The sequence below is a fragment of the Aeromonas sp. TECH754 genome (genome assembly GCF_056279295.1).
On the sequence record NZ_JBWBRA010000001.1, the window covers coordinates 3,239,249 to 3,257,842 of the forward strand.

Annotated in this window: 20 protein-coding genes; 5 read left to right on the forward strand and 15 right to left on the reverse strand. The window is 62.1% G+C overall.

Features of this window, described 5'->3' with window-relative positions:
* Positions 1–3: 3 nt before the first annotated feature.
* The 3 genes from ACZ9IL_RS14555 to ACZ9IL_RS14565 are packed head-to-tail and all read right to left on the reverse strand — an operon-like array spanning position 4 to position 4,244.
* Entirely contained in the window at positions 4–2,817 is a 2,814-nt protein-coding gene (locus ACZ9IL_RS14555; protein ID WP_476004132.1) for a M16 family metallopeptidase, read from the reverse strand.
* Positions 2,818–2,844: 27 nt separating this feature from the next.
* Positions 2,845–3,282 carry a YqaA family protein gene (locus ACZ9IL_RS14560; RefSeq protein ID WP_476004133.1) on the reverse strand — a complete coding sequence of 146 codons (438 nt, stop codon included), beginning with the start codon at positions 3,280–3,282 and terminating at the stop codon, positions 2,845–2,847.
* Positions 3,279–4,244, reverse strand: coding sequence for an NADP-dependent oxidoreductase (locus ACZ9IL_RS14565; RefSeq protein WP_476004134.1), 966 nt, complete (start codon positions 4,242–4,244; stop codon positions 3,279–3,281). Before ACZ9IL_RS14565 ends, ACZ9IL_RS14560 begins: the two co-directional genes overlap by 4 nt.
* Before the next feature lie 56 nt (positions 4,245–4,300).
* On the opposite strand from ACZ9IL_RS14565, the gene ACZ9IL_RS14570 reads away from it, so the two are divergent.
* The gene (locus ACZ9IL_RS14570) at positions 4,301–4,468 is read left to right on the forward strand and encodes a hypothetical protein (RefSeq protein ID WP_349922608.1); all 168 of its coding nucleotides are present in this window, start codon (positions 4,301–4,303) and stop codon (positions 4,466–4,468) included.
* Between the two features lie 169 nt (positions 4,469–4,637).
* On the opposite strand, the gene ACZ9IL_RS14575 is transcribed toward ACZ9IL_RS14570, so the two are convergent.
* The gene (locus ACZ9IL_RS14575; RefSeq protein ID WP_476004135.1) at positions 4,638–5,624 is read right to left on the reverse strand and encodes a Preprotein translocase subunit SecY; all 987 of its coding nucleotides are present in this window, start codon (positions 5,622–5,624) and stop codon (positions 4,638–4,640) included.
* A gap of 247 nt (positions 5,625–5,871) precedes the next feature.
* Between ACZ9IL_RS14575 and ACZ9IL_RS14580 the strand changes: the two genes are divergently transcribed.
* On the forward strand, positions 5,872–6,219 hold the full coding sequence (locus ACZ9IL_RS14580; protein WP_476004136.1) for a hypothetical protein: 348 nt from the start codon (positions 5,872–5,874) through the stop codon (positions 6,217–6,219).
* Positions 6,220–6,619: 400 nt separating this feature from the next.
* On the opposite strand, the gene ACZ9IL_RS14585 is transcribed toward ACZ9IL_RS14580, so the two are convergent.
* The 4 genes from ACZ9IL_RS14585 to rpsF all read right to left on the reverse strand — a co-directional run bounded on the left by ACZ9IL_RS14585 (position 6,620) and on the right by rpsF (position 8,619).
* Positions 6,620–7,363, reverse strand: coding sequence for a ferredoxin--NADP reductase (locus tag ACZ9IL_RS14585; RefSeq protein ID WP_476004137.1), 744 nt, complete (start codon positions 7,361–7,363; stop codon positions 6,620–6,622).
* A gap of 112 nt (positions 7,364–7,475) precedes the next feature.
* On the reverse strand, positions 7,476–7,922 hold the full coding sequence (rplI, locus tag ACZ9IL_RS14590) for a 50S ribosomal protein L9 (protein WP_033131861.1): 447 nt from the start codon (positions 7,920–7,922) through the stop codon (positions 7,476–7,478).
* A 49-nt stretch (positions 7,923–7,971) separates the two neighbouring features.
* Positions 7,972–8,202 carry a 30S ribosomal protein S18 gene (rpsR, locus tag ACZ9IL_RS14595; protein WP_005313392.1) on the reverse strand — a complete coding sequence of 77 codons (231 nt, stop codon included), beginning with the start codon at positions 8,200–8,202 and terminating at the stop codon, positions 7,972–7,974.
* A gap of 30 nt (positions 8,203–8,232) precedes the next feature.
* Positions 8,233–8,619 carry a 30S ribosomal protein S6 gene (gene rpsF, locus ACZ9IL_RS14600; RefSeq protein WP_033131862.1) on the reverse strand — a complete coding sequence of 129 codons (387 nt, stop codon included), beginning with the start codon at positions 8,617–8,619 and terminating at the stop codon, positions 8,233–8,235.
* 237 nt (positions 8,620–8,856) lie between these two features.
* Here rpsF and ACZ9IL_RS14605 point away from each other — a divergent pair, with 237 nt between their 5' ends.
* Both ACZ9IL_RS14605 and ACZ9IL_RS14610 read left to right on the forward strand, forming a co-directional pair.
* A complete protein-coding gene (locus ACZ9IL_RS14605) occupies positions 8,857–10,080 on the forward strand; it encodes an Nramp family divalent metal transporter (RefSeq protein ID WP_476004138.1) in 1,224 nt (407 codons plus the stop codon).
* 110 nt (positions 10,081–10,190) lie between these two features.
* Entirely contained in the window at positions 10,191–11,039 is an 849-nt protein-coding gene (locus ACZ9IL_RS14610; protein ID WP_476004139.1) for an alanyl-tRNA editing protein, read from the forward strand.
* A 36-nt stretch (positions 11,040–11,075) separates the two neighbouring features.
* Here the strand turns inward: ACZ9IL_RS14610 and ACZ9IL_RS14615 are convergent, their stop codons facing one another.
* The 5 genes from ACZ9IL_RS14615 to rnr all read right to left on the reverse strand — a co-directional run bounded on the left by ACZ9IL_RS14615 (position 11,076) and on the right by rnr (position 16,227).
* A complete protein-coding gene (locus tag ACZ9IL_RS14615; protein ID WP_476004140.1) occupies positions 11,076–11,912 on the reverse strand; it encodes an EamA family transporter in 837 nt (278 codons plus the stop codon).
* Positions 11,913–12,016: 104 nt separating this feature from the next.
* Positions 12,017–12,472 carry a GNAT family N-acetyltransferase gene (locus tag ACZ9IL_RS14620; RefSeq protein WP_476004141.1) on the reverse strand — a complete coding sequence of 152 codons (456 nt, stop codon included), beginning with the start codon at positions 12,470–12,472 and terminating at the stop codon, positions 12,017–12,019.
* A 59-nt stretch (positions 12,473–12,531) separates the two neighbouring features.
* Positions 12,532–13,098 (reverse strand): Crp/Fnr family transcriptional regulator, encoded by a 567-nt coding sequence (locus tag ACZ9IL_RS14625; RefSeq protein ID WP_476004142.1) that lies wholly within the window; start codon positions 13,096–13,098, stop codon positions 12,532–12,534.
* Positions 13,099–13,108: 10 nt separating this feature from the next.
* On the reverse strand, positions 13,109–13,858 hold the full coding sequence (gene rlmB, locus ACZ9IL_RS14630) for a 23S rRNA (guanosine(2251)-2'-O)-methyltransferase RlmB (protein WP_476004143.1): 750 nt from the start codon (positions 13,856–13,858) through the stop codon (positions 13,109–13,111).
* Positions 13,855–16,227 (reverse strand): ribonuclease R, encoded by a 2,373-nt coding sequence (gene rnr, locus ACZ9IL_RS14635; protein ID WP_476004144.1) that lies wholly within the window; start codon positions 16,225–16,227, stop codon positions 13,855–13,857. The genes rlmB and rnr overlap by 4 nt, the downstream gene beginning before the upstream one ends.
* 133 nt (positions 16,228–16,360) lie before the next feature.
* Between rnr and ACZ9IL_RS14640 the strand changes: the two genes are divergently transcribed.
* Positions 16,361–17,383, forward strand: a complete 1,023-nt coding sequence (locus ACZ9IL_RS14640; protein WP_476004145.1) for a GGDEF domain-containing protein — start codon at positions 16,361–16,363, stop codon at positions 17,381–17,383.
* A 57-nt stretch (positions 17,384–17,440) separates the two neighbouring features.
* Here the strand turns inward: ACZ9IL_RS14640 and luxS are convergent, their stop codons facing one another.
* Together luxS and ACZ9IL_RS14650 are read right to left on the reverse strand one after the other, a co-directional pair.
* Entirely contained in the window at positions 17,441–17,950 is a 510-nt protein-coding gene (luxS, locus tag ACZ9IL_RS14645; RefSeq protein ID WP_476004146.1) for an S-ribosylhomocysteine lyase, read from the reverse strand.
* 17 nt (positions 17,951–17,967) lie between these two features.
* Positions 17,968–18,567: a transglycosylase SLT domain-containing protein gene (locus tag ACZ9IL_RS14650; protein WP_476004147.1), complete on the reverse strand. Its 600-nt coding sequence runs from the start codon at positions 18,565–18,567 to the stop codon at positions 17,968–17,970.
* Positions 18,568–18,594: the final 27 nt, after the last annotated feature.

Genomic DNA, 18,594 nt, shown 5'->3' on the forward strand with positions numbered 1-18,594 from the left:
CACTCAGGGCAACTGCAGTGGATAAATGGGAAGATGAAGCTCCGCCAGCGGTTTTTCAAGCTTTTGCTTGTCGCCTACCACCACAATCACCATCTCGGCTGGATCGAGCCAGCGGGCCGCACTGGCCTTTAACACCTCAGATGGAACCGTTTTTATCAGCTCGCCCTGGGCCTGCACATAGTCCGGCTTCAGGTCATACATGATCATCTGCAACAGGAAACCTGCCTTCTGTGCCAGCGTCTCGTAGGAGAGTGCGTCCTGCTGGGAGACGGCGCTGCGCATGTAGGCCAGCTCCACCGGGGTCGGCCCGCTCGCCCGATAGCCGTCCATCTCCTTGAGGAACTGGCGGATGGCGTCCACGGTCGCATCGGTGCGCACGTTGGCACCGGTGGCGAAGATCCCAGCCTCGCGGTTGGCCTGGAAGCCGGAGCTGGCACCATAGGTGTAGCCCTTGTCTTCCCGCAGGTTGAGGTTGATCCGGCTGTTGAAGTTGCCGCCGAGGTTGAAGTTCATCAGGTTGGCGACGAAGTAGTCACCCGTGGTGTCGAACGCCATGGCGCGGCGGCCGATGCGGATCACCGACTGGGGCGCCCCCGGTTTGTCCACCAGATAGATGCCGGGCTTGGCCTGCTCCCCCTTGGGCTTGAGATCCCCCAGGGTGGGGGTGGCCCCCTTCCACTCGGTCAGGAAACCGAGCTCGGACTCGACCTGTTGCTGGGTCACATCACCGGTCACCACCACCTTGGCGTTGGTCGGGTTGTAATAGGCCTGATAGAAGCGCTTCACATCCGCCAGGGTCAGCGTCTCCACGTCGGTCAACACCCCGTTGGTCGGTTGGCCGAGCCGGCTCTGCTTGCCGTAGACCAACTCACGGAACGCCTGACCCGCCAGCCACTCCGGCTGCTGCTCGCTCTGCTTCATGCCCTGCAGCATCTGCGCCTTGAGGCGCTCGAAGTCGGCCTCCCGCATGCCGGGGCGCATCAAGACTTCGCGCACCAGCGCCATCGTCTGCGGCAGCTTGTCGGTCAGGCTGCTGATGGTAATGAGGTTGTTGTACTGGGCGCTGGAGACGCTGATGCTGGCACCGAGTTTTTGCAACTCGTCGCTGAGTTCGGCCTCGCTCATGCGCACCGTGCCCTGTTCCAGCATGGCGGCAGTGAGGCTCGCCAGCCCCAGCTCACCCTTGCCCTCGGCCCGGATACCGCCCGGCAGGGCGATCATGATGGAGACCGCCGGGATCTCGTCACTCTGGGTGCCGATGATCTCGATCCCCTTGTCCAGCTTGCCGTGCCAGATGGCCGGTACCTTGACGCTGACCGCCGCGCCCGCCTTGGGCTGCACGCTCCGATCGAAGTCATCTTTCACCGGCCGCAGGGCCAACGGTTCCCCATGCTGGCTGTAATCCGGGAGCTCCCGTTTGGCCGGGGTGAAGTTCGGCGTGGCCGCCTGCCAATCCGTCTTGCCCTTGGGCACCACGCTCAGCACCACCGCGGGCTTGCCCGCGATGAACTTGTCGTAGGCAGCCTTGACGTCCGACGCCTTGACCTCGCTGATGGCATCCAGGTTCTTGAACACATAGTTGGGATCCTGAGCCAGCACCTGACCCATGGCGAGCTGGCTCACCTTGCCCTCGATGCTGTCCAGCCCCCAGATGGCGGCGGCGCGGTAGCTGCTGATGGCCTTTTCCAGATCCGCAGGCTTGATGCCCCGGCTCGCAAAGTCGGCGATCACCTTGTCCACCTCCCCCTTGAGGGTCTTGAGGCTGCCATCTTGAGCCGGATTTGGATAGGCGTAGACCGTCAGGGTGCAGGCCAGCTCCTCACAGGAGTGGGAGGCACCGATCTCGATGGCCTTGCCGGTTTTGACCAGCGACTGGTAGAGCATGGAGCTGGCGGAGCCACCGAGCACGTCGGCGAAGACATCGAGGGCCGGCTCTTGAGGATCACCAAGGGACACCGTCGGGTAGCTGATATAGAGCAGCGGCAGATGCACCTTGTCTTCCAGGGTGACATAACGCGTCTCTGGCAAGACCGCCGGGGCCGGCGTCGGCTCGGCGACGTCGGGGCCACGGGGAATGGAGCCGAAGTATTGCTCAATCCAGGCCAGCGCCTGCTTGGTGTCGAAGTCGCCGCCCAGGGTCAGGGTCGCGTTGTTCGGCCCGTACCAGCGCAGGAAGAACTGCTTGAGGTCATCCACCCCGACCCGGTCGAGATCCTCCACATAGCCAATGGGCTGCCAGGAGTAGGGATGGGTGCGCGGATAGAGCGCCTCCCCCACCTTCTCACCAAGCAGGCCGTAGGGCTGGTTGTCGATGCGCTGGGCCCGCTCGTTCTTGACGGTGGCGCGCTGGATCTCGAACTTCTTCTGGCTTACCGCATCGAGCAGGAAGCCCATGCGATCCGCCTCCAGCCAGAGTACCTTCTCCAGCTGGTTGGCCGGCACCGTCTCGTAATAGTTGGTGCGATCCTTGTTGGTGGTGCCGTTCATCTCACCACCGGCCTCGTTGATGATCCGCATATGCTCCTGATCACCCACATGCTTCGACCCTTGGAACATCATGTGCTCGAAGAAGTGGGCGAAGCCGGACTTGCCGACCGTCTCGCGGGACGAGCCCACGTGATAGGTCACGTCGAGGTGCACCACGGGATCGGACTTGTCAGGCGCCAGGATCACGGTCAGGCCGTTATCGAGTTTGTACATCTGGTAGGGGATGCCGAGCTTGCCCTCCTGCTTGATCTGCTCCGACACCAGAGTCGGAGCCGCCAGCACCGGCAGGGCAATCCCAAGGAGAATGCTTAATGGAATGAATTTGTTCACGGTTACCTCGTGAGTGAAGAGAAACAGCTAGAAGATCTGCCTGGCCAGCAGAAACACCAGGGCATAACGAAGCAATTTGCCAAGCCCGATCAGAATGAGAGAGCGCCAGAACGAGAGGCGCAGCCAGCCGGCCAGCAGACAGAGACCATCACCTATCACCGGTGTCCAGGCGAGCAGCAGGCACCAGTGACCATGCAATTTGAGCCAACCGAGTGCCTTTTGTTCCCCACGGCCATGGAAATCTTCCGGCTTTTTCTTGTACGTGGCAAGCCAGCCGAGCCACCAGGTGGTCATGGACCCCAGAGTATTGCCGAGGGTCGCCCACAGCAGCAGGCTGGCCATGCTCCACTGATCCTGCTTTGCCATGACGCCGAGCAGCACTTCCGAACTGCCTGGCAGCAGGGTCGCCGAGGTGAAGGCACTCAGAAACAACCAGCCCAGCCCGGTCGTCAGTGTCTCCATCATGCGAGATGGCGCTCGGCGGCCGGCATCCGCAGCACCAGCTTGCCGCGGGTATGGCCGCTCTCGATGGCCTGATGGGCCAGGGCCCCCTCCGCCAGCTCGTACTCACCGGACAGGGTGATGTGGACCTCGCCCTGGCGCAGCAGCATCAGCATCTGGGCCAATTGCTTGCCATCCGGGTGGACCAGCATGCCGCTCACGGCGATCCCCGACGCGGCGCCGGCGTCCTTGATGCTCTGCGCCGTGATGGTCGGCACCGTCACCAGCGTACCGCCCGGCTTGACGCAGGCGAGCGCCGCCTTGCCGCTCTCGCCCCCCATCAGATCCAGCACCAGATCCACCTGGCCGACCTGGGCAACCCAGTCGGCATCGTGGTAGTCCACCATGGTGGTGGCCCCGATCCCGTGCAGGAAACCGTGGTTCTCCTTGCTGGCGGTGACCACCACCTCGGCGCCATAGGCGCTGGCGAACTGCACTGCCAGGTGACCCACGCCACCGGCCGCGGCCAGGATCAGCACTCGCTGCCCCCCCTTGAGGCCGCCGTGCTCGAACAGCCCCTGCCAGGCGGTGAGCCCCGCCAGCGGCAGCGCCGCCCCCTGCTTGAGGCTCACCCCATCGAGTTTGACCAGATCGTGCTCGCTCACCACTATGCTCTCGGCATAGCCGCCCCCCGCCAGCGGGAAGCCCACCATGCCACAGACGGGATCCCCTTCCTGCAGGCTTGTGACGCCCGGGCCCGTCTTCTCGACCACCCCCGCCACGTCATAACCCGGGGTCCAGGGCAGCTTGTCCTTGTTCTGGGCTGCCGCCCAGCCGAGGCCGGCCCGGGTCTTGGCATCGATGGGATTGACGCCGGCAAAACAGATGCGCACCCGCACCTCCCCCTCGGCAGGCACCTTGTCCTGGGAAGGGTTGAGCTTAAGTACCGAGGGGGCGCCGAATGCGGTAATCTGTAGCTGCGTCATTGCACAATCCATCCTGTTGATTGATCAAGGATCCACAGAATAACAGCGAGGACACCATGGCTCGAATGTTTCTTATTCCTCTGTTGCTGGCCCTGGGATGGTGGGCGTTTCTGCTCTACTTCCGCATCCCGCTCAAACAGGGGGCCAGGGGGTTTTACTGGATCATCGGCCTGGGTGGCGGACTGGCCGCCTTCCTCAGCCTGATGATGGTGCTGACCCACTAGCCGCCTTTCTCAGCCCGATGACAGTGCCGAGCCACTCGCCGTCGTCCCATCCCCGGCAACGACGAGGCCACCCTGGGGTGGCCTCCTGTGCAACCGGCTGGTTCAACCGGCCTGCAGGTTGAGATGGTGATAACGGCGGCGGCGGTCATACCGTCCACAGCCCCTGACCTCAGCCTGTTTGCGTGTTGAGATGGTAGTGGCGGTTGCTGCCCTGCCCCAGCACCCCTTCTGCCAGCAGATGCTGGAACACCCTGTCCACCTCCTCCAGCGGCATGGCCAGCGCCTGTGCCACCTGGCGCTTGCTGCACTTGAGTTCACCGCTCTCCAGCACGGCGCGAACCCGCGCCACCAGCGCGGGAGCCGGTGCCGGCTTGCTCACCATCTGGGGTTCTGTCGCTACCGACGCCGCCTCGGCTTCTGCCTGCTGCTGGCGTTGCCACAGTCGGCGGAAGCGGTTCTCCGCGCCGATCAGGCTGACGAAGTAGGCACCGAACGCATCGAGCAGGATCGAGAGGAAGCAGACCAGCAGGAACTGCACCTGGCTGATGCTCATGCCCACCCCGTCCGCCAGACTGCTCATCAGCCCCAGCATGGAGGATTGCTCGTTGAGCGGCTTGGCGTCCCGCTCCTGGCGCAGCTCATCCTGCTTCAGCCGCAGCTGGGTGTTGGCCTGTTGCAGACCAGTGACGCCGCTGGAGATGCGCGCCATCTCGATGTATTTGCGGGCCGCCTCCTCGTTGAGCTGGATCTGGCGTTCTATGCTGGCGATCTGCTCGTCGAAGCGGGCTAGTTCCCGCTCGTGGCGGGCCTGCTGACTCAGGATGGTATTGGTGGCGCTGTTGATGCCGCCGATGCTGCCACCGATGGAGATGGCGGCCAGCACGCAGTAAAACAGCAGCGACCAGAAGGCACCGCCGAGGTCGCGGCGCGCCTTGCACTCACCGTATTCATACCAGACGTAGAATTTGCCCAATTCGAAGATGATGGCGAGCCCGCCAAACAGCCACTTCATCAGCGGGTTGTCGTCGATGGAGAGAAACAGCAACAATGAGAAGACGATGGAGGCCAGGATGGCCAGCCCGGTGAAACTGTAAACCGTGGTCAGTGCGAACCACCCCTTGGGGTAGCGCAGTGCTGTGGTGTCCTGTGTAGTCATGATGAGGAGACGATGTGGTGCAGAGGAAATTTGGCTGCCGATTATAGTCATCGGACTCGTGGAGAGAAGGCTATTCGGTTGAATTCCTTCATATCCTCATCTGGATGGGTAGAACGCGACCGAATTGGGCAAATAGCCGCCCGAAGGAATAACCACAGGAGGCGTCGAGGCCATCCATCCCCAGTTCCGCCGAGGTTAAGCTGAGGCGGCATACACTGATGCATATCGCTCTATTATCGAGGCCATCATGCACAAGACCCCCCTCCTGCTCTCCCTGCTCCTCGCCCATGGCGTCGCATTTGCAGCCCCCCGCGTCAATACCAACGACGACATCAACATTTCCATCGACCGGGGCCAGATCGACCGGGATTGGGACGACAAGGAGTACGACTGGTGGAAGGACAACTGCCAGGAGATCGACAATCGCAGTAGCCGCATCAGACTCGACTGCGACAAAATAGATAACAAGTACCGCGATCACGACAACCGCAGCATCCACAGCGGCAACAACCCGGGCAAGGGCCACGACAAGCAGGACTGGGATGACGACGTCAAACACAAGGAGAAGGGCAACGGCAAAGGCAAGAACAAGTAAGGTGTCGGGCACCCTGGCTGTCGCAAGCGCGAGGGACGCCAGGGTGAACCGTTCCCTGCTCGCCATTGATGGCCGCACCTCATGGCCGGATCTGGCGGGTAATTGCTCAAGGATTGTTCCGTTTCCATTAAGCTTGGCGACGATAGACTGCGTACCCTCCTGCGGTTAAGAGGCCAGCATGCGCAACACCAACTCCCACCTGCTCTCCCGGCTGCTCGATAGCGGCGCGGCATTTGAAGCTCCCCCTGCCCGCCGCGATGCCGTCCCATCCCAGCAGGACATACCGCCTCGGGAGCCGCGAGATGCTCCGTTGAGGCAGCATAAAGAGCCAATTAGCACAGAAATGACAAAACAAGTGAATGGTAAAGGCTAAATTAACAACCCATTTAAACTGCCTCGCCTACCAGTAATTCTCCGCACTGATATTGCCGGGAGCCCGCCGCAGGTTCTTGGCCAATCCAATCTCCAGCAAAGTCTGTTGCGTCTCCTTCACCATGGCCGGATTGCCGCAGATCATCACCTGGCTGTGCTCGGGCGAGAACGTCATCCCGACCCGCGCCTGCAGGCGCCCCTCGGCGATGGCCGCCGGGATCCGGCCCGCCATGGCGCCCGGCCACGGCTCGCGACTGACGAAGGGAACATACTGGAAGCGGGATCCGAACTGCTCGACCAGGCCGGTGATGAGCGCCTGATAGGTAAGCTCTTCCCCCTTGCGCACCCCGTGCACCAGCACCAGCTTCTCAAACCGCTCGAACGCCTCGCCGTCCGCCAGCATGGCGAGGAAGGGGCCGATGGCGGTGCCGGTGGAGAGCAGCCAGAGATCCCGGCCGGCCGGGATCTCGTCGAGGGTCAGGAAGCCCGTGGCCAAGGACTGGACCAGCAGACTGTCGCCCGCCTGCAAGGCCGCCAGCGACGGCGTCAGCTGACCATCCGGGATCTCGACCAGATAGAATTCGTGATAGGGGCTATTGGGAGGATTGACGAAGGAGTAGGCCCGTTGCACCCGTTGCTCACCCCGTTGCAGGGCCAGCTTGGTAAATTGCCCCGCCTTGTAGGGGGCAAGCTCCGCCGCCACGCGCAGAGAAAACAGGGTGGGTGTCCATTCGATGCGCTCGATGACACGGCCTTCAACCCAGGCTGCCATAAGGATCTCCTTCTTGAGAACGGATCCTCACTTTACCCTTTGATCCCCTCTTGATTCAAAAAGAAAAAAACCCGCGCAGTTGCGCGGGTTTTTTCTGCAAAGCGAAACGCTATTACAGAGCAACAACCTGGATCTGTACGGTTGCCTTGACGTCAGCGTGCAGCTGAACAACAACGTCGTACTCGCCGGTGTTACGCAGAACGTTGCCCATGCGGACCTCGCTCTTGGCAACGGCGACGCCGGCAGCAGTGATGGCATCAGCCACGTCACGGGTACCGATGGAACCGAACAGCTTGCCTTCGTCGCCAGATTTGGAGGCGATGACAACGGCAGCCAGTTCACCCAGCTTGGCAGCGCGCTCTTCAGCGGCGGCTTTACCGGCAGCCAGTTTGGCTTCCAGTTCAGCACGGCGAGCATCGAAGGTCTCGATGTTGGCCTTGGTAGCCATAACGGCTTTGCCTTGCGGGATCAGATAGTTACGGGCGTAGCCAGCTTTAACAGCGACTTGGTCACCCAGACCGCCCAGTTTGGCGATTTTGTCGAGCAGAATAACTTGCATTACCTTTCCTCTAAGAAAGTTGAGTTAGGCCTAAGTGCCGGACCGATTCTTACTTGTTGTGCAGATCGGTGTACGGCAGCAGAGCCAGGTAACGAGCACGCTTGATGGCGCGTGCCAGCTGACGCTGATACTTGGCGCGGGTACCGGTGATACGGCTCGGTACGATCTTGCCAGATTCAGTGACGTAGTTTTTCAGAGTAACGATATCTTTGTAGTCGATCTCGGTAACGTTCTCGGCGGTGAAGCGGCAGAACTTACGACGACGGAAATAACGTGCCATGGCCTTTATCCTCTATTCAGTGATCCAGAATTACTCTTCGGAAGAAGCTTCAACAGCATCTTCGCGGCGCTCGTCGTCACGACGTGGGAAGCGCTCTTCCTTGGCCTTGGCCATCGGAGAAACTTCAGTCACGGCGTGCTTGGTGCGCATGATCATGTTGCGGATAACGGCATCGTTGAAGCGGAAGTTGGTTTCCAGTTCGTCGATAACGGCCTGCTCGGCTTCCACGTTCATCAGAACGTAGTGAGCTTTGTGCAGCTTGTCGATCGGGTAAGCCAGTTGACGACGGCCCCAATCTTCCAAGCGATGAATAGTACCACCAGCGGTGGTGATAGCGCCGGTGTAACGCTCGATCATGCCAGGTACTTGCTCGCTCTGGTCCGGGTGAACCATGAAGACGATTTCGTAATGACGCATTAATTAGCTCCTTACGGATTAATTCAGCCTCCGCCCAGGTGCAGCCAGACCTCGGAGGCAAGGAACATAGTGGTGTTTAGACACTGCTTTCTAGGGCGGCGTATTGTACGAAATCGCCTCTCTCACTGCAACTGGCACGGACAGTTGTTTTTATCTATGGCGGCGATACAAAACTTCAATTGATAACAATTATCATTTAGATCTATGCTGTCTTCATATCCTTATGGAGGATGCAGTATGCAACCCGCACTGAGCACGGCCATCCCGGCCCGCAAATTCAAGCTGACCCTGCTGGGGCCCGCCTTCATCGCCGCCATCGGCTATATCGATCCGGGCAATTTCGCCACCAATATCCAGGCCGGGTCCACCTTCGGCTATCAGTTGCTGTGGGTGGTGGTGTGGGCCAATCTGATGGCCATGCTGGTGCAGACCCTCTCCGCCAAGCTCGGCATCGTCACCGGCAAGAACCTGGCAGAGCACATTCGGGACAAGTTGCCCAAACCCGCCGTCTGGGCCTATTGGATACAGGCGGAGATCATCGCCATGGCCACCGATCTCGCCGAGTTCATCGGCGCTGCCGTGGGGTTCAAGCTGTTGCTGGGGGTCACACTGCTGGAGGGTGCCTGCATCACCGCCCTGGTCACCTGGGGTATTCTCATGCTGCAATCTCGCGGCCAGAAGCCGCTGGAGTTCGTGGTGGGCGGTCTGCTGCTGTTCGTCGCCGCGGCCTACATCGTCGAGCTGGTGTTCTCCCGCCCTCATCTGCCGAGTCTGCTGGAGGGTGCCCTCTTCCCCGGCCTGCCCAACAGCGATGCGGTCTATCTCGCCGCCGGCGTGCTGGGGGCGACCGTCATGCCCCACGTCATCTATCTGCACTCGGCGCTGACCCAGCACACCCAGGATCAGGGCACCGTCATCCAGCGTCTGCACACCACCAAGGTGGATGTGGCCATCGCCATGACCATCGCCGGCTTCGTCAACCTGGCCATGATGGCCATGGCCGCCGCCGCCTTCCACGGCTCCGGCAATCAGCAGGTGGCCGAGCTGGAATCTGCCTACCAGACGCTCACCCCCCTGCTCGGGCCAGCGGCCGCCACCCTGTTTGGCCTCTCCCTGGTGGCATCCGGCATCTCCTCCACCGTGGTGGGGACGCTCGCCGGTCAGGTGGTGATGCAAGGCTTCGTGCGCTTCACCATTCCACTCTGGCTGCGCCGCGCCATCACCATGGCGCCCGCCTTCGTGGTGATCGCCATGGGGCTCAACACCACCGAGATCCTGGTGCTGAGCCAGGTGATCCTGAGTTTTGGCATCGCGCTGGCGCTGATCCCCCTGCTGATCCTGACCGGCGATCGCACCCTGATGGGCCAGCATCGCAACCACCCCGTGACCCAGGCGCTGGGACGCCTGATCGTCGCCCTGGTGATAGGCCTCAACGCCTATCTGCTGGTCTCCATGATCTGACCCACAATAGCCATCATCCAGACGGGCTCATTAACGCGGGTTAATGAGCCCGTCTGCACTTTGGCGTATGCTGCGGCTCTATCTTTATTCGCAACGCGCGGGAGCCATCCATGGAACATAGCCGAGCCAGCTTCGTGCTGGGCCATCATCACGAGCAGGCCAGGGTCGTTCATTGTCAGGCCGGTGAGCCGACCCTGCTGGTCACCGATCTCACCCCCTTCCATCCCCAGAGCCACCTCTGGCCCGATCAACCGGGCGACACAGGTACCGTTGGCTGGGAGGGTGGTGAGGCAAGCGTGCTCCCCTGCCGCATGGGGGCCATCAGCCCGCAGGGAGAGCTGTTTGTCGATCAAGAGATCCCGGTCAAGCGGGGCACCGAGGGCTGGGCCTTCGTGGTGGTGCACCCGCTGGCGGGCAGACATGAACTGGCGATCGGCAGTGCGGTCGAGCTGAGGGTCGATGCCGAAGCTCGCCATGCCCTGAGCCTGGGCCACAGCGGCTGCCATCTGGTGGCATTGGCGCTCAACCGGGTGCTCATGCCCTACTGGCGCAAGGAGGTGAGCGAACGCGACGCCCTCGGCCAGCCCGATTTCGACCGCCTCGCCATCCAGACCTCGCGGGTCGAACCCAACGGCTCCCGGGAGCAATACCGCATCGGCAAGAGCCTGCGCAAGAAGGGGATGATGGCAACCGAGCTGCTCGCGGCTCTGCCCGCCATCGAACAAGGCATCAATGAACAGCTGGCCAACTGGCTGGCGGAGGGGGGAGAGATCCGCCGCTCGCGCTCAGGCGAGGCCATCATAGATTCGCGTTACTGGCACTGCGTGCTGGAGGGAAAAGAGGTGACCATCCCCTGCGGTGGCACCCATGTCGGCAGCCTGGCCGAGCTGGGTCAGGTCTCGGTGCAACTGGCCCCCGCCGAGGAGGGCTTCGTCCTTATCTCGAGGGTCAGTCCCTGAGTCAGCCTCGGCTGGGAGAACCTGAGCCGGGTCCCATCAGCCGAGGCGGATCAGCAGGATGCCGCACAGGATCATCAGCGCTGCCATCAGCCTGACCCGCCCCAACCGCTCCCCCAGCCAGAGCCAGGAGAGCAGCATGGCAAACAGCACGCTGCTCTCGCGCAGTGCCGCCACCAGTCCGATGGGCGCCTGGGTCATGGCCCAGATGACGATACCGTAGGCAAGCAGCGACAGCAGGCCGCCAAGCGCCCCCGTAGACCAGTCAGCCCGGCTCAGGCTGCGCAGACTGGTGCGGCTCTGCCAGCGCATCAACAGCGGCATCAGCAACGCGGTCAGAACGAACAGCCACAGGGTGTAGCGTACCGGCGCGCCAGCCGAGCGAGCCCCCATGCCGTCGGACAGGGTGTAGGCAGCGGTAAAGAGCGCCGTGATCGACACGGCGATAAGGGCGGCAGGCGCCAGCCTGATGCCACCGCGCCAGGCCATCAGCAAGACGCCGCTCACCAGCACCAGGGCCCCCGCGACCGCCAGCCATCCGGGCCACTCCCCCAGCAGCAGTGCCCCGAGCAACAGGGTCAGCAGCGGGGCACTGCCACGGGCCAGGGGATAAACCTGGCCAAACTCCCCCAACCGATAGGCTCGACCGAGAAACAGGCAGTAGCCGCTGTGCAGCAGGATGGAGAGCGCCAACCAGGTATATTCGGCGGGATCTGGCCATCCCACCAGCGGCAGGAAGGGGAGAGAGAACAGGCCGGAGCAGAGGGCAACCAGCAGCACGCTGACCTGGCCCGCGGCCTGGCGCTTGGCCAGCGCGTTCCACAAGGCATGTAACAAGGCGGCCAACAGGATGGCCGCGAAGATGGTGGGGGTCACAGCGGGGTTCCAGTCAATATGGGCGCACGATCATACCCGTTTGTATCGCAATAATCTGGGAGTCATCTCATGGTCGCCCCATCATCTCGCGACAACACCCAAGCTCAGCCCTGTCGTCTACGCATCCCCATGTGGGGAATGTCGTCTTCTATGTACCCTTCCCCCTCCGGTTCGAAGCCGTGCCGACCATAGAAGCCCTGCAGATGGGCCTGGGCGCCGAGCCAGATGCTGTGATCCGGCCAGCGCGCCTCACAGCCTTTTACGGCTTCGGTCAGCAACCGGTGACCCAGGCCATCGCCGCGCGACCGGGCCGAGGTGACCACCCGGCCGATGGCGCTGCCCTGCTCGTCACCGATGCCGGGGGCCATGATGCGGGCATAGGCGGCCAGGTGGTGGCCATCATGGCCGAGCAGATGCAGGACACCGTCACGACGATCCAGTCCATCCAGATCCTGGAAGGGGCAGGTCTGCTCCACCACGAACACCTCGGCGCGCAAGGCGAGCAGCTCATACAATTCGTCCGTGGTCAGTTCACTCCAGCTCTTGAGACTCCAGTTCACGGGTCACTCCTTAATGTCATGTCGGCCCGCCAGCATAGGGGCTCACGCCCTGACCGGCATTAACCTTGGTTAAGACTCTTGAGCCGTTTGCGAATGCGGCTCAGGCTGATGGGGGTAATGCCGAGATAGGCGGCAATCTGGTGATCCGGCACTCTGGCGTCCAGCGCCGAAAAGTTGGCCAGGAAGTGCTGATAGCGAGCCTGGGGGCTGCCGGTCAGCAGCAACAGCTCTTTCTCTTCCTTGATCCGCAGTTGCACCGCCAGCAGATGCTGGTACCAGCCGGGCCAGCAAGGGAGCCGGCGCAGGTCGGCCAGGTTGAACAGCTGCACGCGACAGGGCTCCAGCGCCTCCACGCTGTAGCGGGCGGGCTCACCGCTGAGCAGGTGGTGGAAGTCGATAAACTCGTCGCCCTCCCAATAGAACTCCTTGATGTACTCGCGCCCGTCCGCCAGCACCACCTTGGCCCGCAGCAGTCCCTGCTCCACCCTGATCAGCAGATCAGGGCTGTCACCGGCATGCCAGAGGCAAGACTTGGGGGCGAGGCTCAGCGAGCGGGCAAAAGAGAGGAGGCGCTCGGCCTCCTGCTCGTTCATGACCCTATCCAGGTTGAACTGGGGTCTGTCCATCGTCGCTGACTCAGCCGCGACGCTGACGCACGGCTTCGAACAGGCAGACACCGGTCGCCACCGAGACGTTGAGGCTGGAAACAGCCCCGGCCATCGGAATGCTCACCAGCTCGTCGCAGTGTTCGCGGGTCAGGCGGCGCATGCCCTTGCCCTCGGCCCCCATCACCAGCGCCAGCGGACCGGTCAGCTTGGCCTGGAAGACATCGTGATCCGCCTCGCCGGCGGTGCCGACGATCCAGACTCCGCGCTCCTGCAACTCCCGCAGACTGCGGGCCAGGTTGGTGACCTGGATGAGCGGCACCACCTCGGCGGCGCCACAGGCAACCTTGCGCACCACGGACGTCAGGCCGCTGGCCTTGTCCCGTGGCACTATGACCGCATGGACCCCGGCCGCATCGGCGCTGCGCAAGCAGGCGCCGAGGTTGTGCGGGTCGGTCACCCCGTCCAGCACCAGCAGGAAGGGCAGAGTCTGCTGCTCAGCCAGACCATCAAGCAGGCTGGCCAGATCGTGCTCGGCCAGCTTGGGGGCTTCGATCACCTTGGCCATGATGCCCTGATGATTGTTGCCTTCCGCTTTGTCATCCAGCGTCTTGCGGTTCACGCTCTGCACCTTGAGGCCGAGGGATTCCAGCTCGTCCAGTAAGGGTTGCAGCCGATCGTCCTCGCGGCCCTTGAGGGCCCACACCTCGATGAAGCGTTCCGGGGTGCGCTCCAGCAGCGCGGAGACGGCGTGAATGCCGTAGATCAGTTCAGTACTCATTTAGTGCTCTTGACCTTATCGCGAGCCTTCTTGCTCGGTCGTCTGTTGCTGGGTTTGGCGCGGCCACCCTTGTCGGATTTGCCGCCATCCTTGCTCTCGGTGCGTCTCTCGCCGCGCGGAGCACCCTTGGCGGGCTTGCGCGCCGTCCCTTTGGTGTTGTTGCCGTTGGCGGGAAGCGGCTCTTCCACCATCACGAAGTCGATCTTGCGATCGTCCAGGTTCACACCCATCACCTTGACGCGCACCTTGTCACCCAGACGGTAGCGACGGCGGGAGTTTTCGCCAATCAGCTGCATGTGCAGGGGATCAAACTGGTAGTAGTCGTTGGTGAGGGTACTGACGTGGACCAGACCGTCGATGTGGATCTCGGCCAGGCGCACGAAGAAGCCGAAGCCGGTGACGCTGGCGATGACGCCGTCGAACTCGTCACCCACGTGATCCAGCATGTACTCGCACTTGAGCCAGTCAGCCACGTCGCGAGTGGCGTCGTCGGCACGGCGCTCGGTCATGGAGCAGTGCTCGCCCATGGGATCCACTTCTTCCAGCTGGTAGTGATAACCACCGCTCGGGGTCCACTTGTGGCGCAGATTGCCCTGCTGCTCCTTGGCCGTCTGGTATTTGATGGCGCGGTGCAGGATCAGATCCGGATAACGGCGGATCGGCGAGGTGAAGTGAGCGTAGGACTTCAGGGCCAGACCGAAGTGGCCTATGTTGTCGGCCTGATAGACGGCCTGGCGCATGGAGCGCAGCAACATGGTGGAGAGCAGCTCGGCATCCGGGCGCCCCTCGAACTGGGCAGCCAGCTCGGCGAAGTCTTTCGGCTCGGGTTCGAGCCCGCCCTTGAGCTCCAGGCCCAGCTCGGCCAGGAAGTCACGGAAGCCGATCAGGCGCTCTTCACTTGGCTTGTCGTGGGTACGGAACAGGGCGAAGGCCTCGTTCTTCTCGATATAGCGGGCAGCCGCCACGTTAGCCTGGATCATGCACTCTTCGATGATCTTGTGGGCATCGTTGCGCACCAGCGGCACTATCTGATCGATCTTGCGCTGGGCATTGAAGATGAAGCGGGTCTCTTCGCTCTCGAATTCCACGGCGCCACGCTGGTGACGGGCGTGCTTGAGCGCCTTGTAGAGGTTGTTGAGCTCCTCGATGTGGCCCACCAGCGGCTCGTACTGCTGGCGCAGCTTGGGATCGCCCTCCAGGATCGCCGCGACCTTGTTGTAGGTCATGCGGGCGTGGGAGTTCATCACCGCCTCGTAGAACTTGTAACCGGACATGCGGCCAGTGGCGGAGATGGTCATCTCGCACACCATGCACAACCGGTCAACCTGCGGGTTCAGGGAGCAGAGGCCGTTGGAGAGCACCTCCGGCAGCATGGGCACCACGAACTCGGGGAAATAGACGGAGTTGCCGCGCTGATAGGCTTCCGCATCCAGCGCCGTGCCCGGGCGCACATAGGCGGACACATCCGCGATGGCGACCCAGAGGCGCCAGCCACCGCCGCGCTTGGCCTCACAGAACACCGCATCGTCGAAGTCGCGAGCATCTTCCCCGTCGATGGTCACCAGCGGCAGTGCGCGCAGATCGATGCGACCCTCTTTGGCCTTCTCCGGCACCTGTTCGCCCAGACCGGCGACCTCCTTGGTCACCTCGTCCGGCCAGGTATGGGGAATGCCGTGGGTACGCAGGGCAATTTCAATCTCCATGCCCGGCGCCATGTTCTCGCCCAGCACGTCCAGCACGGTACCGACCGAGCTGGTGCGACCGTTGGAGCGCTGGTTGATGCGCACCACCACCACCTGGCTCTGACGGGCACCCTTGTTCTCCCCTTCCGGGATGATGATGTCCTGGCCGATGCGGCTGTCATCCGGTACCACGAAACCGACGCCGTTCTCGACGAAGTAACGGCCGACGATATCCGCCTCACGGGGCTTGAGCAGACGTACCAGCCGCGCTTCCTGGCGGCCCTTGCGATCGACTTCGGTCGGTTGCACCAGCGCATAGTCGCCGTGCATCAGACGCTGCATCTCGCGGTTGTTCAGGAACAGATCCGATCCGCCGCTCTCGGGGCGCAGAAAACCGAAGCCATCCTTGTGGCCGAGCACATAGCCTTTGACCAGATTCAGGCGATCCGGCAGGGCGTAACATTGGTTGCGAGTGAAGACCAGCTGCCCATCACGCTCCATGGCGCGCAGGCGACGGCGCAAGGCTTCCAACGGCTCTTCATCGGTCAGCTTGAGGACCTTGGCCAGCTCTTCGCGGGACATGGGTTTCTCATGGCCCCTGATGAGCTCCAGCAGCATCTCGCGACTGGCGATGGGGTTATCGTATTTTTCGGCCTCGCGTTGGAGGAAAGGATCTTTTTGAGACATAAGCAGGCCTTTGGGTAGGTAATAACGAAGACATTATATCGAAGGGGGGAGCTATTGGCATCCATCGACTGCCTTTTGGCCAATCTCTCTGTCATACTGGGCCCAGTTTGCAGGTATGTGAGACTCGGAACTCATGAGCAAGGACTCGTTCGCCCAATCTGCCGCCTATTTGAAACAGGCGGTTCCCCTGATGATCAAGTATCAAATTCCCACCACCCCGAACAATTACCACCTCTGGTACAGCTACGTCTCCGGCGATATGCCAGAGCTGAACGGTGCCATCGATCAGGCGGTCAAGTTGCAGGGGACCTGCTCTCTCACTACCTGTGAGCGGCTCTATCACCGGCACCTTGCCAGCCAGGATGAGCGGCAGATGGAGACCATGAAGCTCAATCTGGCCGCCATGGCCAACGAGCTCGGCCACTCCATGCAGGATGCACTAGTGGACACCGGCCAATTCCAGGCGATGCTCGACAAGAGCTTCGACCGCCTCAGCCTCATCGATGACGAGGGGCTGAGTCTGGATGACACCATGACCATACTGCGCGAGCTGGTGCGTGAGTCGCGGGACGTGCGCATGTCCACCATGCACTTTCGCAATCAGCTCAGCAGTGCCGAGAAGGAGATCAAGGAGCTTAAAGAGGCCCTGAACGAGACCCGCAAGCTGGCCACCGAGGACGCCCTCACCGGCCTGCTCAACCGGCGCGCCTTCGACTTGGAGATGGACAGCCTGATCCGCAGCAAGCAGCCCTTCTCGCTGATCATGACCGACATCGACCGCTTCAAGGGCTTCAACGACGAATACGGCCACCTGCTGGGAGATCAGGTGCTGCGCATCTTCGGCAAGCGGTTGCGCGAAGCCAGCAAGGAGGGGATCACTGCCTATCGACTGGGAGGCGAGGAGTTTGCCCTGCTGGCACCACGCCGCTCCCTGGCGCTGACCCGGCAGATGGCGGAGAGCCTGCGCCGGGCCATCGAGAAGATGTCGATCCTGGATCGCAAGTCAGGCCGCCGCATCGATCACATCACCGCCTCGTTCGGGGTCGGTGAATACAGCGGGCAGGAGGCGGCCGATGCTCTGGTCGAGCGCACCGACAAGCTGCTCTACAAGGCCAAGGAACTGGGGCGCAACCGGGTGATGCCGTTGCCGTCCTGATCTGCATTCAACAAAAAGGCCGGTCAATGACCGGCCTTTTTCATTCTGGCGATGCGCTTAGAGGCTTTTGAGCTTCTCTTCCGGCAAAGCCAGCTCCTCGTTGTGATTGACGCCGATACCGCGCTCCAGCACGTGGCGAGCGATGGCATGCGCCTCCTCCAGGGAGTGCATGCTGTAGGTACCGCACTGGTATTCGTTCAGCTCGGGGATCTTGCCCTGCTCCTGTACGGTCAGCACATCGCTCATGGCAGCCCGCCAGGCGGCACCGACACGGGCCTCGTCCGGTGCTCCGATCAGGCTCATGTAGAAGCCGGTGCGGCAACCCATGGGGGAGATGTCGATGATCTCGACCCCGTTACCGTTCAGGTGATCCCGCATGAAGCCGGCGAACAGGTGCTCCAGCGTGTGGATGCCGCGCTCGGAGAGGATCTCCTGATTCGGCACGCAGAAACGCAGGTCGAACACCGTGATGGTGTCCTTGTTCGGGGTCTGCATGGTCTTGGCAACGCGCACCGCAGGGGCTTCCATACGGGTGTGGTCGACGGTAAAACTGTCCAATAACGGCATTTCTGACTCCTGATTGGTTACGAGAACCAGCCCCCGCTGGGGAGCCGCTCCTTGCATTGTCGATACTGGGCGCCGTAGCGCTGGGCGCGGGCCTCCACCTTGCGGGAGACCTGCATCAGCCACCCCTTGGCACGGTAGCTGCCACGCCGGTAACCGCCCCAGCCTTCGTGATAGTTGAGATACTGGCCATAGGCATCCCACTTGGAGGTGCCGTTCAGCCGCTGGGCCTTGTTAGTGTACCAGCCCATAAAGTCGATGGCGTCGGCAAAGTCGTCGCGATCGCTCCAGCCGTTGCCGGTCTCCCGCTGGTAATCATCCCAGGTCTCGTCCTTCACCTGGGCATAGCCATAAGCCGAGCTGGCGCGTCCGGTCGGGATGAACAGGAAGTACTGCATCGGCGGCTGGGCGTCGTGTACGAAGGAGGACTCCTGGTACATCATCGCCATGATCACGTGCACTGGCGTGCCCCAGCGCTCGCTCATCTTGAGTGCCGCCTGGTGCCACTCTGGCTTTTCCGTGAATATCTGACACAGGTTTTCCGGCTGGGCCGGTGGCTTGGAACTACAGGCGGTCAGACCCATCAACAGGCCTGCCGCCACCATTAAACGTGTCCACATCAGCAAAATGCCATCTTGGTTCTCTTC